Origin of the sequence: Klebsiella sp. 2680 (assembly GCF_900198535.1) — a bacterium.
Taxonomy (GTDB): Bacteria; Pseudomonadota; Gammaproteobacteria; order Enterobacterales; family Enterobacteriaceae; genus Klebsiella; species Klebsiella indica.
Genome location: NZ_FZNJ01000001.1, coordinates 1,351,742 through 1,366,463, shown reverse-complemented (window position 1 = coordinate 1,366,463; position 14,722 = coordinate 1,351,742). Strand labels below are relative to the sequence as shown.

Annotated in this window: 14 protein-coding genes; 4 read left to right on the top strand and 10 right to left on the bottom strand. The window is 53.6% G+C overall.

The annotated features are described in order from the left end of the window. Positions 1-10: 10 nt before the first annotated feature. From FN037_RS06490 to FN037_RS06480, 3 genes are read right to left on the bottom strand one after another with little or no spacing between them, the layout of a single operon-like run. Positions 11-331 carry an NIPSNAP family protein gene (locus FN037_RS06490; RefSeq protein WP_138358115.1) on the bottom strand — a complete coding sequence of 107 codons (321 nt, stop codon included), beginning with the start codon at positions 329-331 and terminating at the stop codon, positions 11-13. A 12-nt stretch (positions 332-343) separates the two neighbouring features. After that, complete coding sequence (locus FN037_RS06485) at positions 344-2,020, bottom strand: FAD-dependent oxidoreductase (protein ID WP_142501769.1); 1,677 nt, start codon at positions 2,018-2,020, stop codon at positions 344-346. Further along, entirely contained in the window at positions 2,017-2,838 is an 822-nt protein-coding gene (locus FN037_RS06480; RefSeq protein ID WP_142501768.1) for a shikimate dehydrogenase family protein, read from the bottom strand. Before FN037_RS06480 ends, FN037_RS06485 begins: the two co-directional genes overlap by 4 nt. A gap of 152 nt (positions 2,839-2,990) precedes the next feature. Between FN037_RS06480 and FN037_RS06475 the strand changes: the two genes are divergently transcribed. After that, entirely contained in the window at positions 2,991-3,749 is a 759-nt protein-coding gene (locus FN037_RS06475; protein WP_138358109.1) for an IclR family transcriptional regulator C-terminal domain-containing protein, read from the top strand. A gap of 196 nt (positions 3,750-3,945) precedes the next feature. Here the strand turns inward: FN037_RS06475 and cyoE are convergent, their stop codons facing one another. The 7 genes from cyoE to FN037_RS06440 form a co-directional block, all read right to left on the bottom strand. Continuing rightward, positions 3,946-4,833: a heme o synthase gene (cyoE, locus tag FN037_RS06470; protein ID WP_138358107.1), complete on the bottom strand. Its 888-nt coding sequence runs from the start codon at positions 4,831-4,833 to the stop codon at positions 3,946-3,948. An 11-nt stretch (positions 4,834-4,844) separates the two neighbouring features. Further along, entirely contained in the window at positions 4,845-5,174 is a 330-nt protein-coding gene (locus tag FN037_RS06465; protein ID WP_138358105.1) for a cytochrome o ubiquinol oxidase subunit IV, read from the bottom strand. Further along, entirely contained in the window at positions 5,174-5,785 is a 612-nt protein-coding gene (locus FN037_RS06460; RefSeq protein WP_138358103.1) for a cytochrome o ubiquinol oxidase subunit III, read from the bottom strand. Before FN037_RS06460 ends, FN037_RS06465 begins: the two co-directional genes overlap by 1 nt. After that, positions 5,785-7,767, bottom strand: coding sequence for a cytochrome o ubiquinol oxidase subunit I (gene cyoB, locus FN037_RS06455; protein WP_138358101.1), 1,983 nt, complete (start codon positions 7,765-7,767; stop codon positions 5,785-5,787). The genes FN037_RS06460 and cyoB overlap by 1 nt, the downstream gene beginning before the upstream one ends. Before the next feature lie 19 nt (positions 7,768-7,786). Then, on the bottom strand, positions 7,787-8,734 hold the full coding sequence (gene cyoA, locus FN037_RS06450; protein WP_138358099.1) for a cytochrome o ubiquinol oxidase subunit II: 948 nt from the start codon (positions 8,732-8,734) through the stop codon (positions 7,787-7,789). Between the two features lie 480 nt (positions 8,735-9,214). Then, the gene (gene ampG, locus FN037_RS06445) at positions 9,215-10,690 is read right to left on the bottom strand and encodes a muropeptide MFS transporter AmpG (RefSeq protein WP_142501767.1); all 1,476 of its coding nucleotides are present in this window, start codon (positions 10,688-10,690) and stop codon (positions 9,215-9,217) included. A 43-nt stretch (positions 10,691-10,733) separates the two neighbouring features. Then, positions 10,734-11,312 carry a lipoprotein gene (locus FN037_RS06440; RefSeq protein ID WP_138358095.1) on the bottom strand — a complete coding sequence of 193 codons (579 nt, stop codon included), beginning with the start codon at positions 11,310-11,312 and terminating at the stop codon, positions 10,734-10,736. A gap of 422 nt (positions 11,313-11,734) precedes the next feature. Between FN037_RS06440 and bolA the strand changes: the two genes are divergently transcribed. From bolA to clpP, 3 genes are all read left to right on the top strand, one after another. Continuing rightward, positions 11,735-12,052, top strand: a complete 318-nt coding sequence (bolA, locus tag FN037_RS06430) for a transcriptional regulator BolA (RefSeq protein ID WP_138358093.1) — start codon at positions 11,735-11,737, stop codon at positions 12,050-12,052. A 346-nt stretch (positions 12,053-12,398) separates the two neighbouring features. Next, positions 12,399-13,697 (top strand): trigger factor, encoded by a 1,299-nt coding sequence (gene tig, locus FN037_RS06420; RefSeq protein WP_142501766.1) that lies wholly within the window; start codon positions 12,399-12,401, stop codon positions 13,695-13,697. A 315-nt stretch (positions 13,698-14,012) separates the two neighbouring features. After that, positions 14,013-14,636 (top strand): ATP-dependent Clp endopeptidase proteolytic subunit ClpP, encoded by a 624-nt coding sequence (clpP, locus tag FN037_RS06415; RefSeq protein ID WP_138358089.1) that lies wholly within the window; start codon positions 14,013-14,015, stop codon positions 14,634-14,636. The last annotated feature ends 86 nt before the right edge of the window (positions 14,637-14,722 follow it).

Genomic DNA, 14,722 nt, shown 5'->3' with positions numbered 1-14,722 from the left:
CGCTGGCTCCTTATTGCAGTGGTGAAAAATCAGTGGGGCGCAGAAGTACCGACTCCAGGCGTTCAACGGCGGCCAGTTCGCGATTTTTACGCGAGAAAGTCAGCCAGCGTGGGTCCTGGGCCATTCGCCCACGACGAGCCAGACGATCGTCGAGGCTTTCATAAGCCCAGATATGCACCACCTGATTGACGACACCAATTTCGGTAAAGAAGAAGCCGATGAGTTTACCGAGATGTTCGGTCTGAACGGCGTAAGCGTCGCTTTTATACAGCGCCAGCCAGTCGGCCATTTTCAGCGGATTGATGGTGTAAGTACGTTTTTCATAAATCATGGTGTTCTCCTGTTACAGTGCGGGTTGTTGCGCCATATGACTGGCTGCCAGGTAGCCGAAAGTCAGCGCCGGGCCGAGGGTTATCCCCGGGCCGGGATAGGTTCCGGCCATGATGGAGTCCATATCGTTACCCACGGCATAAAGCCCTTTAATGGGTTGGCCCTGTTGGTTAACGACCTGCGCATCGGCGGTGGTGACCAGCCCGCGCGACGTACCGAGATCGCCGGTATAAAGAGTGACGGCATAAAACGGGGCGCAGGTGAGCGCGGCGTTGCAGGGGTTCGGCTGGTGGCCCGGGTCGCCCATTGCGCGGTTATAGCTGTTGCCGCCTTTGGCGAATGCCGGGTCATGTCCTTCGGCGGCGGTGCGGTTATAGCGGTTTACCGTCTCAACGAGGGTTTGTGGCTCCAGGCCGAGCTGCTGCGCCAGTTCGGCGAGGGTCGCGGCCTTGTGCAGATAGCCCGCCTTGATCAGCGCATCGTTATTTACCGGCGCAGGGCGCGCCAGACCCAGGCCATAGCGCTTCATGGCCTGGGCATCGCAAATCAGAAAACAGGGGGCATTTTCTGGCTGACTTTGCATCGCGCTGGCAAAGTGGTGATACGAGTTTGACTCATTAACAAAGCGGACTGCCCGTTGGTTGACGGCGATAACGCCGGGTTTCGCGCGGTCGGTCACGAGGTGAGGAAAGCGCTCTTGCGAGCCATCGGGATGACGTAGCACCGATACGGGCGCCCAGAAAAAATTAGATGGCCTGTCCTCACCTTCACAGGCATTGACCCCTGCGCCAAGCCGCAGTGCGGCACCGTCGTTGGTGACGGGCGACATGGTATAGTGTTCGCGGGTTTTAGGGCGATAGCGTTCGGCCAGCTTGCCAGCGGCGAATCCCCCCGCCGCCAGTACCACGCCGCAACGGGCGGCGAGAGTCTGTTTTTGACCATCATGCTCAATTTCGACGCCAGTCACTTCGCCATGCTGTTCGGTCAGCGACAGCACTGTGGTGTTGAGCCTGAGCGTCATGCCTTTGCGTAAGGCGAGAGTCGCCATGCGGGCAATCAGCGCATTGCCCATCGCCAGCCGGGTGCCGCGATGGTGTTTCAGGCGATCGCGGCCGTAGCGCAGCAGCAGCTTGCTACAGTGCGCTAACGAACGCAGTGAACGGCGCATATCAAGAAAGTGCTGGATATCAACGCGATTAACCATCATGCCGCCAAACAGCAGCATCCCCGGCGGGGGAGAGCGCAGGTCGCGAAAGTGCTCTCCCAGCTCTCGTCCGTCATACTCCACCACTTCCAGCGCCCGGCCAACATCGACGGCGCCGGGTTCATCCGGGTAATAATCCGGGGAGAGCGGACGCAGGCTATATTTCACCGCCCCCTCTTTTTCTAGAAACGCCAGCGCCTCGCGGCCAGAGGTGATAAAGGCATCCACCAGATCCTGACGATAGTTCGACTCGCCGATAATCGTCCGCAGATAGCTGGCAATCGCCTGCGCGGTGCCGCTTTTTGCTGATTTTCGCGCCTGATCGCTATCGTGGATCCATACCGCGCCGCCGGAAATGGCGGAAGTGCCGCCAAACTGTGGGGCTTTTTCCAGCATTAGTACCGATAACCCCTTACAGCAGGCGGTCACCGCGGCGGCAAAGCCAGCGGCACCGCTGCCGATAACGATGACATCCCAGCTTTTCATGCCGCCGCCCCTTGTTCCTGCGGAATGACGCCAATAAATTGTCCCAGCAGTTTCATCTGTGCCAGCGCCATTTCCGGGCCGGTCTGAATCACGCAGCCACGATCGCGGGCGAAGGCAAGGAGCGGGGTTATCACCGGCGCGGTCACGACATCCGCGACATGAATCGATGGCGGTAGCGTTTCCAGCAGCGCTTGCGGCAGCGGTAAGGGCTCAAAACCCGACATTCCCGCCGGGGAACCATTAATCACTAAATCCAGATCCTCAAGCGTCGTGGGCAAGTCTGTGAGATGAACATGCGGAAAATGGGTTGCCAGCCGGTTGTGCAATAACTGCTGAGTGGCGGGATTCTGATCGTAGAGCGCCAGTTGGCTAATACCCGCTTCGCAGAGCTCCCACACCATTGCGCTGCCGACGCCGCCGCAGCCGGAAAGCAGCGCCTTTTTACCTGCAGCGTGAAAGCCATGCGCCTCTGCGGCAAGCTGAAAACCGACGCCATCAAGCATATCGCCCTGTAAACGGCCATCCGCCAGCTTACGGATCACATTGACGGCGTTCAGGTGTCGGGCTCGCGGAGTTAACTCATCGACCAGCGTGGCGGCGCGCTGCTTGTGCGGGACGGTGACCAGCACGCCGCTCATGTTGTGCCACCCTCGCAGCGCATTTAGGTAGTCGGCAACGGCTTCCGGGGCGATATCGACCGGGATCATGACGCGATCCATCCGTTGCTCAGCGAAGTAGCGGTTGAAGTTCTCCGGTGATTTAACCTGGCTAATCGGGTGGCCAATAACGGCGACGACCTGAGTGAATCCACTGATCATTTCAAACCTCATTTGTTAAATGAATGTTGTGAAAGTATTTCAGCGGAAGCTGAGAGCGACAACGCAGAATTCGGCCATACTGGTTGTTAATCGCACCAGTACTGCGATAATCGCGTTAAATTGATTGTATTGTTGCAAAACTGTGAACAACTATGCAAAACCAGATTCATTCCCGCGATCTGATCGTCGGCTTACAAAAGGGGCTGGCGTTGATCCAGCTCTTCTCTAAAACGTTCCCGCGGCTTACCGTACCGCAGGCGGCGAAAATGAGCGGGCTGACGCAAAGCGCCGCACGGCGGTTTTTCCTTACATTGCTGCATGAACGTTATTTGCAGACTGATGGCCGCTATTACTGGCTGACGCCAAAAGCGTTACGCCTGGGGCAGGCGTATGTTGATTCGGCACAGTTTCCGCGCATGGTGCGGCCAATCGTGGAGTACATCGCCAGCCGCACGGAAGAGCATGCTTCGGTCGGTATGATTGATGATGATGAGCTGGTTTATATTGCTCGTAGTAAACATACGCCGTTTAACTCAACATCAGTGCGACTGGGCGAGCGGGTGCCGATTTACTGTACGGCCGGGGGGCGACTCTGGCTGGCCTCGCTACCGGAAGCCGAGTGTGAAGCCGTTCTGCAGCGGATTCGGCGTGAAAAGCGCACGCCCTATACGGTCACTGACGTTGCCGCGCTAATGGAAAAAATCGCTCAGGTTCGCCGCCAGGGATATGCGGCGATTGAGCAGGAGTTTGAAATAGGCATGCTGGTGCTGGCCGTGCCGCTATCGGACAGAGACGGGATTTACTGGGGCGCGCTGAGCTTAACCAGTCATCAATCAAGAACCTCGCTTGAGGCATTGTGTCGCGATCATCTCGATTTGCTTTATAGCGCTCAGGCGATGCTGACGGGGTAGTCCTGGAGAGAAGAGAGAGCGGATCAGGCGCAATATTGCAGGCGATGACGCGGTCCTGTATACCGCTCCGCGCAGCATTGTTTACGACGCTGAGCAGACATTCACTGCGGCGCTATCTGGTTATGCTGTCGTTTTTATAAAAAAACAGCCTCCGGTCTTGCGAGCGGAGGCTGCTGAGCGATTGCTGAGTGCGGTTTTATCTGACCATAGCCAGCAAATTATGTGAATCCGGCACCATAAAATCGACGGACATCATTACCGACAGCGCGGTAATGGCGACGATAGAAAAGACGAACAGTTTGCGCGCCCAGACTTTATCGTCCGCCACTTTGTAACCACGCAGCGCCATACCGAGCCACCAGACGCTCACTGCGGCCGCAACCACCAGATATTTATATCCGGCGTAGCCGCCCAGAGAGAGCATCAGCGTCGCGACGGCGAAGCCGATGATGTAGAGGGTGATATGGTTTTTGGCCACTGAAATACCCTTCACCACCGGCAGAACCGGAATATTCGCCGCCTGATAATCCTTAAAGCGGAAAATCGCGATGGCGTAGGAGTGGGGCATTTGCCACAGGCTGAAAATCGCCAGCAGAATGGCGGCGCCGCTGTCAAAGTCGCCGGTCACCGCGCAGTAGCCAATCACTGGCGGCGCAGCGCCAGAGAGAGAACCAATCAGCGTGCCGTAGACGGAGTGGCGTTTCATGTACAGGCTGTAAAGACCAACATAAACCACGAACCCCATCACCCCAAGCCCGCAGGCCAGGGGATTGGCACCAAACCACAGGAGCATGAAGCCAGCAATACCCAGCAGGGTGGCGTATACCAGCGAAGCTTCTGGCGAGATCAGCCCTTTGACCAGCACCCGGTTTTTCGTCCGTTCCATCTTACGATCGATATCACGGTCGATGTAGTTGTTGAAAACACAACCCGAGGCGACCACCAGGGATACTCCGAGGAGCGTCCAGATGAACAGCGGATAGTCGATGTGCCCTTTGGAGGCCAGCAGGAAACCGCCGATCACGGAGATCAGGTTGCCAAAAATGATGCCTGGTTTCGTTACTTGCAGGTATTGCTTAAACATACTCGCCGCTCTTAGTGCATCATCATATTGTAGTTCAGGTTCCACATAATCCAGATGGAGCCGACAACTACGATAGCAATGATGATTACGGTGAAGATAAACGCGGTCAGGTTCCAACCTTCGTCTGATTTACTGTTCATATGCAGGAAGTACACCAGGTGCACGATAATCTGCACAACCGCAGTCACCAGAATGGTTCCCAGAATAGCCGCATGCGATGCGGAGCCACTCATAACCATTGCAAACGGGATAACCGTCAGAATGATCGACAGGATAAAGCCTGTCATGTAGCTCTTCACGCTACCGTGAGAAGCGCCATTATGATCGGTAGAATGACTCATTACATCGCCCCCATCAGATAAACAACCGAGAACACGCAGATCCACACGACGTCCAGGAAGTGCCAGAACAGGCTCAGGCACATGATACGGGTGCGGTTAGTGCTGGTCAGGCCACGGCGTGAAACTTGTACCATCAATACGGCCATCCAGATCAGACCGGAGGTTACGTGCAGACCGTGGGTGCCGACCAGTGCGAAGAACGCTGACAGGAAGCCGCTACGATTCGGTCCCATACCTTCAACAATCAGGTGATGGAATTCATAGAGTTCCATCGCGATGAACCCTGCCCCGAAGAGGAAGGTCAGCGCCAGCCAGGAAACCACCTGGCTTTTGTTGTTTTTGTACATGGCAATCGCAGCCATGCCGTAGGTGATGGAGCTGAACAGCAGCAGTGCGGTTTCAACCAGAACGAACGGCAGTTCGAAAATATCTTTACCGCTCGGACCGCCCGCTGTGCCGTTCACCAGAACGGCATAGGTTGCGAACAGAGAGGCGAAGATAATGCAGTCGCTCATCAGGTAGATCCAGAAGCCGAAGACTTTCATCGGTCCTGTATCATGGTGCCCGTGTTCATGCGCGTGGGCATTATGCGCAAGAGTATCAGTTGCCATTATTTCAGCCCTGCTTTGTTAATCTCATCGAAATGCTGATTTTCCAGTTTTTCGACTACTGCAACCGGTACGTAGTAATCCACGTCCTCGTCAAAGCTCTTGATAATCCAGGTCACCAGGATTCCGGCGAAGCTTGCAATCGCCATCCACCAGATGTGCCAGATCATTGCGAAACCAAACACCGTTGCGAAAGCCGCAATAACGATGCCCGCGCCGCTGTTTTTCGGCATATGAATCTCTTCATAGCCTGCCGGTTTTTTATAGGCTTCGCCTTTTTCTTTCATTTCCCAGAAGGCGTCACGCTCGTGAACCTGAGGAACGATAGCGAAGTTGTAGAACGGCGGAGGAGAAGAGGTCGCCCACTCCAGCGTACGGCCGCCCCATGGGTCGCCGGTCAGATCGCGGTTCTGCTCGCGATCGCGGATAGAGACGTAGAACTGAATCAACTGGCAAAGGATACCGCAAGCGATCAGCGCCGCGCCGCAGGCTGCAACAACCAGCATCGGGTGGAACTGCGGGTCAATCTGCTGGCTCAGGCGACGGGTCATACCCATAAAGCCCAGCACATACAGCGGCATAAACGCCACGAAGAAGCCGATAATCCAGAACCAGAAAGCGCGTTTGCCCCAGGTCTCGTTCAGCGTGAAGCCAAAGGCTTTCGGCCACCAGTAGGTCAGACCCGCGAAGCAACCGAACACCACGCCGCCGATGATGACGTTATGGAAGTGCGCGATCAGGAACAGGCTGTTGTGCAGCACGAAGTCGGCGCCCGGTACCGCCAGCAGAACGCCGGTCATACCACCGACCGAGAAGGTCACAATAAAGCCAATCGTCCACATCATTGCAGAGTTGAAGACGATGCGGCCCTGGTACATGGTGAATAGCCAGTTGAAGATCTTAACCCCGGTCGGGATCGCGATAATCATGGTGGTGATACCGAAGAAGGCGTTGACGTTCGCGCCCGCACCCATAGTAAAGAAGTGGTGCAGCCAAACGATAAACGACAGCACGGTAATACATACTGTTGCCCATACCAGCGAGGTATAGCCAAACAGGCGTTTACGCGAGAAGGTCGCCGCGATTTCGGAGAAGACGCCGAATACCGGCAGAACCAGAATGTACACTTCCGGGTGACCCCAGGCCCAAATCAGGTTGATGTACATCATCATGTTGCCACCCATATCGTTGGTAAAGAAATGGGTGCCCAGGTAGCGGTCCAGGGTCAGCAGCGCGACGGTGACGGTCAGAATGGGGAAGGAGGCGATAATCAGGATGTTGGCGCACAGAGATGCCCAGCTAAATACCGGCATCTTGAACATCGTCATGCCAGGGGCACGCATCTTGATGATTGTCACAAAGAAGTTAATACCGGTTAACGTGGTACCAATACCGGATAGCTGGATAGCCCAGATCCAGTAATCGACGCCAACGCCCGGACTGTACTCGATTCCCGATAGCGGCGGATAGGCCAGCCAACCGGTCTGCGCGAATTCACCAACGCCCAGAGAAAGGTTAACCAGAATCACGCCCACAACGGTGAACCAGAAGCTCAGGTTGTTAAGGAATGGGAAAGCAACATCGCGCGCGCCGAGCTGCAGTGGAACCACCAGGTTCATCAGGCCGATAACAAACGGCATCGCGACGAAGAAGATCATAATAACGCCGTGGGCGGTAAAGATCTGATCGTAGTGGTGAGGCGGCAGGAAGCCAGCTTCTCCGGCCGAGGCCAGCACCTGCTGGCTACGCATCATAATGGCATCGGCAAAGCCACGCAGCAACATGACGATTGCGACGATAACGTACATGATACCGAGCCGTTTGTGGTCAACCGAAGTCAGCCACTCTTTCCAAAGGTAGGACCACTTACCGAAGTAAGTGATGGCAGCGAGAACCGCCAGTCCCCCGATGATAATCGCAGCCACCGTAACCATAATAATCGGTTCATGGTAGGGGACTGCATCCAGTGTAAGTTTTCCGAACATCGTTTTCTTCCTCGGCCCCTTAGTGAGCGGTTTCCGCGTGGCTCATGTCCATGTCTTCCATCCCTTCATGCGCTGCGTGCTCGCCTTCCGGTTGGGACATATCCATGCTCTTACCGTGAGACATAAATTTGTTAATAACGTCTTTAAACAAATCCGGTTTCACGTCAGAGAAGTATTCCACTTTGTTGTATTCGCTAGGCGCAGCCAGTTTGTCGAACGCATCCATGGAATCCATGACATTCGCAGACTGTTTGGCTTTCGCTACCCACTGATCGAAGGTTGCACGATCCGGCGTAGCGATAGCTTTGAACTTCATTCCAGAGAAGCCCGGGCCGCTATAGCTGGCGGAGATGCCGTCGTAAGTACCAGGTTCGTTCGCAATGAGGTGCAGTTGAGTCTGCATCCCGGCCATTGCGTAAATCTGGCTGCCTAAACGTGGGATAAAGAACGAGTTCATCACGGAGTTGGAGGTCACTTTGAAGTGTACCGGTACGTTCGCCGGGAAGGCGATTTCGTTGACGGTAGCAATACCTTGCTCCGGATAGATGAAGAACCATTTCCAGTCCATCGAAACGACTTCGATGGTGATCGGTTTTTCATCGTTAGCAAGCGGTTTGCTCGGCTCTAATGCGTGAGTGGTTTTCCAGGTCAGAACGGCCAGGAACAGGATGATCAGAATAGGCACTGTCCAGACCACCGCTTCAACTTTGTTGGAGTGTGACCAGTTAGGGCTATACTTCGCATCTTTATTGCTCGCACGGTACTTCCAGGCAAATCCTACTGCCATCAAGACGGCTGGAATAACGACAATCAGCATCAGGCCAAAGGCCGTCAGAATCAGAGAGCGTTGCTCCAGTCCAATCTGTCCTTTTGGGTCAAGGAGTGCAGAATCGCAGCCACTGAGTAATACAGTACCTGCGATTAATGACATCCATCCCAAACTTTTATTGTATTTCCTAAGTCTCATTGAACGACCTCAATTCCACGGAATCTGGTGGCGCTTAAAGTGTGCGGGCATTTTACGGGAAGGTTGCATTACTGTAAACATCGTTGGAGCAGTGTCTGTACTGTGTTAGCTACTTTTGCCTGGTTTGTCACATGTGTTACTAAGTGTGACATAATAACTTGCAAACCTTGATTTCCGCGGGATTGATAACGACAGGGATAAGAAAGAAAAGGTTTATAAGGTAATGAGTATAACTGCGGGAAAAACAATACAAATAATTAACAATTAATTATCAAGCATGAGACATAATAAAATCGCAAAATACAATTATTTGTGCTGAATCGCTTAAATTATTTAAAGATTCGAATAAAAATTGTCAATAATTTCCAGAAATAGAAAGCGCACAAAACAACAAATAACGGCTGATAAATATTGAAACGTTAATAAGACGTTATAATTACGTTTCGTAATTACAACGTCTATTCACGCCCGGGCAATGGTTTAAATCAGTTCCGTTCTGCGTAGTGCCAGATAGTCGAGGAGCGCGCCGAGTAAAATACCGCCAACGGCGGTGAGTACGGCGATTTCCAGCAGGCCTGCAAGGAAGTCGAAGGCGGTGTAGTTCAGCGCGTTCAGTACCAGCAGCAGCAACCATATCGCCAGCATCAGGCAGCCCACTGCCAGGATAAGTAAAGCCAGCGTATAAGTCTGGGGAAAGCGGGTGCGGGGGATAAAATTTTCAGTTTTCTGGGTGTACTCCAGCGTGCGTCGACAAATTAACAGCAGCAAAATCCCCGGAACGGCGGCAATCACAGAGAAGAGATAGAAGGTCGGCCAACCGTAGGCTTCAACAAACCAACCGGCGATTGGGCCAACGTAAACGCGCCCGACAGCGGAAAGGGCGGAGAGCAGCGCAAACTGAGTGGCGGAAAAGGATTTATTGCATAGGGTCATCAGCAGCGCGACAAATGCCGCGGTGCCCATCCCGCCGCACAGGTTTTCGAAAAAGACAGCCGTTGCCATGGAGATGAGATGCTTATCGGTAATCGACAGTAGCCAATAACCGGCGTTGGATACTCCCTGCAACAGACCAAAAATGAACAGCGCGCGGAACAGCGTCAGGCGCTGCATGAGCACGCCGCCATAAAGCGCGCCGACAATCGTAGCGAACAGGCCCAGCGTTTTATTCACCATTCCTACTTCGCCCGCATCGAAACCGACGCCGCGAATCAGGAATGTGGTGGTCAGACTCATGGCAAACGCGTCGCCAAGCTTATAAAGGACGATAAGCAAGAGAATGAGCCAGGCGTTATTGCGGCCAAAAAAGTCGCGCAACGGTGCGGCAACGGCCTGCTCCAGCGTCTTCGGTACCGGAATGACGTCGCTGGGTTCCGGGGCCAGCAGGGTGGCGATAATGCAGGGGATTAGCAGCGCGGCCATCAGCCAGTACATTCCCTGCCAGCCGAGCCAGCGGTCCGCCAGCCACAGGGCCAGTCCGCCGGAAACCAGCATGCCCAGGCGATAGCCCAGCACGCTGATTGCCGCGCCGGCGCCGCGCTCTTCGGCTGTCAGCACATCGGTTTTCCACGCATCGAAGACGATATCCTGAGAAGCGGAGCAGAAAGCGATGATGACCGCCAGCGCGGCCATCCAGCGTAATTGCGAGGCAGGTTCGAGGAATCCCATTCCGGCAATCGCGATAAGCAGCAGGAACTGGGTGGCTAACAGCCAGCCGCGACGACGACCACAAAACGGCGGCGTATAGCGATCCATCAGCGGCGACCAGAGGAACTTAAAGACGTAGGCCTGGCCGACGAGCGAAAAAAAACCAATCGTTTTCAGATCGATATTTTCCACGGTCATCCATGCCTGCAGCGTGCCTGACGTCAGGGCCAGCGGTAAGCCGGACGCGAAACCGAGGATCAGCAAAATGGCCGATTTGGGTTGCGTGAAAATACGTAAGTAGTGATTGGACATGGCGTATCGCACAGACCTGGCCAGAGGCCAGGTCTGTGATTCATTAATGCGCGTTTTGCTTGATGAAATCGTGAATGCTGGTGTCCTGCGCCATATCGGCGATGGTGTCGGTCAGGACGCTATTAACCGCATTGGCGATATTCTGGTTAGTGGCCTGGAATGCGCCATCAACAGAGTAGTTTGCACGATAATTTTTGGTCATTTTGTTACCGTTTGCGGCGGTGGCGATAATCGCAATATCGGCTGTGGTGGCGATGTTGTAGCGCAAGTTGCCCTGAGAAACATCGGCGTACAGTTTGTTGACGATAATCTGCAGGTCAACCGCGCCGTTCGGGCCAATCATATAGCCGCGAGCGGTCATCTGTTTCTCAAGCACTTCCTGTAGCAGGAAACGCAGATCGCGGGAGGCGGTTAACGTAACCAGTTGATCATTGCGAGTGACTTTTGCCAGCGCCTGATCCGGCCGCTGATCGGCGCCGTTAATGCTCACGGTCACGCCCATCAGGCTTGGGTCCTGCTGGGGCAGGGTGATTTTCGGCGAAACATCAATGGTGGTCGGTGGAGTGGCGCATCCAGCCAGCATAAACAGCGCGACCAAAGGAAAAATAATTTTCTTAAACATGTTCAGGGTCTCAACGCATGAAGTGGTCATACCCGCCATACTTCAGGCGACAGCGCGGTTAGCTTCGTTTACTTTCCCGGTCACTGACTTCAGTAAGCTCCCGGGCGCTTTCTTGCTGCCTTCCTGCCGCACGAACTATTTGGGGTAATTGAGGAAAATTCTCGCCATCATAACATCGCCAACGGCAAGGGGAAGTAGCAACGTATGTAAATTCATCGTCTTGTGCATTTTCTGTCCCTGGCGCAGTGATTATCGCGATCCAGGCAGGTCTTCCGGGATGCAGAATCAGTAAACCCAATACGTTTGACGGAAAATATCAGAGAAATGCTAATTTTTTGTTGTTTTCGCCTAATGGAAGCGGTAAAAGCGGCTAACATTTAAAGGGAATGGCGGCAATACAGCGTTGTCGGAGGAGAAAATTCATGATGATACGTGAACAGATCGAAGCAAAACTTAGGGCAGCGTTCGACCCGATGTATCTTGAAGTCGTGGATGAGAGCTATCGCCACAACGTTCCTGCGGGCTCTGAAAGTCATTTTAAAGTGGTGCTGGTGAGTGAGCGCTTCCTCGGCGAGCGTTTTCTTAATCGTCACCGTATGATTTATGGGACGTTGACGGAGGAACTATCAAGCACCGTGCACGCCCTGGCGCTGCATACTTACACAATAAAAGAGTGGGAAGGACTGCAGGATACCGTCTTTGCTTCTCCGCCTTGTCGGGGTGCCGGAAGCATCGCGTAGAAATCACATTTGCATCCGCTGGCGCTTTTCCAGTATGTTGCGTGAAGATTTATCAAAAACGGCCTGCGGGCCGTTTTGTTTTGCCTGGAAAATGTGCTGATTGCGCATTTTTACCGGCAAATTTGCGCGGGAAATGTGAAAAAAGCCGCAGCAGTGGGTGACAACCGTTCTCGACTCACCAAAGTGATGCCGCTATAATGCCGCGTCTTTTATTATGAATGTCTTCGGGATGATTCTGACGACAGGGAATGTGTTTCTCATTTGAAGAAGGCATCCCGGTTCTGCGAGGCAACTTTCTCGCGATTCCAGAGTTGACCGAGCACTGTGATTTTTTTGAGGTAACAAGATGCAAGTTTCAGTTGAAACCACTCAGGGCCTAGGGCGCCGTGTAACGATTACTATCGCCGCTGACAGCATCGAGAATGCTGTCAAAAGCGAGCTGGTCAACGTAGCGAAAAAAGTTCGCATTGATGGCTTCCGTAAAGGCAAAGTGCCAATGAATATTGTTGCTCAGCGTTATGGCGCATCTGTTCGCCAGGACGTGCTGGGTGACCTGATGAGCCGTCACTTCGTTGACGCGATCATTAAAGAAAAAATTAATCCGGCCGGTGCGCCGAACTATGTTCCGGGCGAATACAAGCTGGGGGAAGATTTTACCTACGCGGTAGAGTTCGAGGTTTATCCGGAAGTTGAACTGCAGGGTCTGGAAGCGATCGAAGTTGAAAAACCGCTGGTTGAAGTCACCGACGCTGACGTTGACACCATGCTGGATACTCTGCGCAAACAGCAGGCTAACTGGAAAGATAAAGAAGGCGAAGTTGACGCGGAAGACCGGGTCACCATCGATTTCTCCGGTTCTGTAGACGGCGAAGAGTTCGAAGGCGGCAAAGCGTCTGACTTCGTACTGGCAATGGGCCAGGGGCGTATGATCCCAGGCTTTGAAGACGGTATTAAAGGTCACAAAGCGGGCGAAGAGTTCACTATCGACGTGACCTTCCCGGAAGAGTACCACGCTGAAAACCTGAAAGGTAAAGCGGCGAAGTTCGTTATCAACCTGAAGAAGGTGGAAGAACGCGAACTGCCTGAACTGACCGAAGAATTCATCAAACGTTTCGGCGTTGAAGATGGTTCCGTGGCGGGTCTGCGCGCTGAAGTGCGTAAAAACATGGAACGCGAGCTGAAAGGCGCCGTGCGTAACCGCGTTAAGTCCCAGGCTATTGATGGTCTGGTAAAAGCTAACGACATCGACGTTCCGGCGGCGCTGATCGATAGCGAAATCGACGTTCTGCGTCGTCAGGCTGCTCAGCGTTTCGGTGGTAATGAGAAACAAGCGCTGGAACTGCCGCGTGAGCTGTTCGAAGAGCAGGCTAAACGCCGCGTTGTTGTTGGTCTGCTGCTGGGCGAAGTGATTCGTACTCACGAGCTGAAAGCTGACGAAGAGCGCGTTAAAGGTCTGATCGAAGAGATGGCTTCCGCTTACGAAGATCCGACAGAAGTTGTTGAGTACTACAGCAAGAACAAAGAGCTGATGGACAACATGCGCAATGTCGCGCTGGAAGAGCAGGCTGTTGAAGCCGTGCTGGCGAAAGCTAACGTGTCTGAAAAAGCGACTTCTTTCAGCGAACTGATGAACCAGCAGGCGTAATTTCGCCTCAAGGTTTAAGGTCTGAGCAAAACCCGTTGCCGAAAGGCCGCGGGTTTTTTTACGGCAATGATCGCCTCTGGAAGCGCGAGAAAAGGCAATTTCAGTGATAGCGTTACAGCAAAAGATTGTTATGCTTGAATTATGGTAACGCCATCCCCATAACCGGGGAAGGTAACTGCATTGGCATAATCATGCGCCGTAATGAAGCGTGCATCTATGCACTTCTGCCCGACAGCAGAAATTCTGGCTGATAATCCGTCCGTAAGGTTACAATCAGTGCAGCGGTTTTTTTCAAATTAATCCAGGAGACGGAAAATGTCATACAGTGGCGAACGAGATAACTTTGCACCCCATATGGCCCTGGTGCCGATGGTCATTGAACAGACCTCACGCGGCGAACGTTCATTTGATATTTACTCCCGTCTGCTTAAGGAGCGCGTCATTTTCCTGACCGGCCAGGTCGAAGACCATATGGCGAACCTGATCGTGGCGCAGATGCTGTTTCTGGAAGCGGAGAACCCGGAAAAAGATATCTATCTGTACATTAACTCTCCTGGCGGCGTGATTACCGCAGGGATGTCAATCTACGACACCATGCAATTCATTAAGCCTGACGTGAGCACCATTTGTATGGGCCAGGCGGCGTCTATGGGGGCGTTCCTGCTGACGGCCGGGGCGAAAGGTAAGCGTTTCTGCCTGCCCAACTCCCGCGTGATGATTCATCAGCCGCTGGGCGGCTATCAGGGTCAGGCGACGGATATCGAAATCCACGCCCGTGAGATCCTGAAGGTGAAAGGCCGCATGAATGAACTGATGGCGCACCATACGGGTCAATCTCTGGAGCAGATCGAGCGTGATACCGAGCGCGATCGTTTCCTGTCTGCCTCCGAATCAGTGGAATACGGCCTCGTCGACTCCATTTTGACTCATCGTAATTGATGCCCTGGCGCAAGGGGGCCGCTATACTTGTTTGAAGGAGGGCGGCACAACGCTTATCGCGGTTTGCGCCTGAGAATGGCATTTGC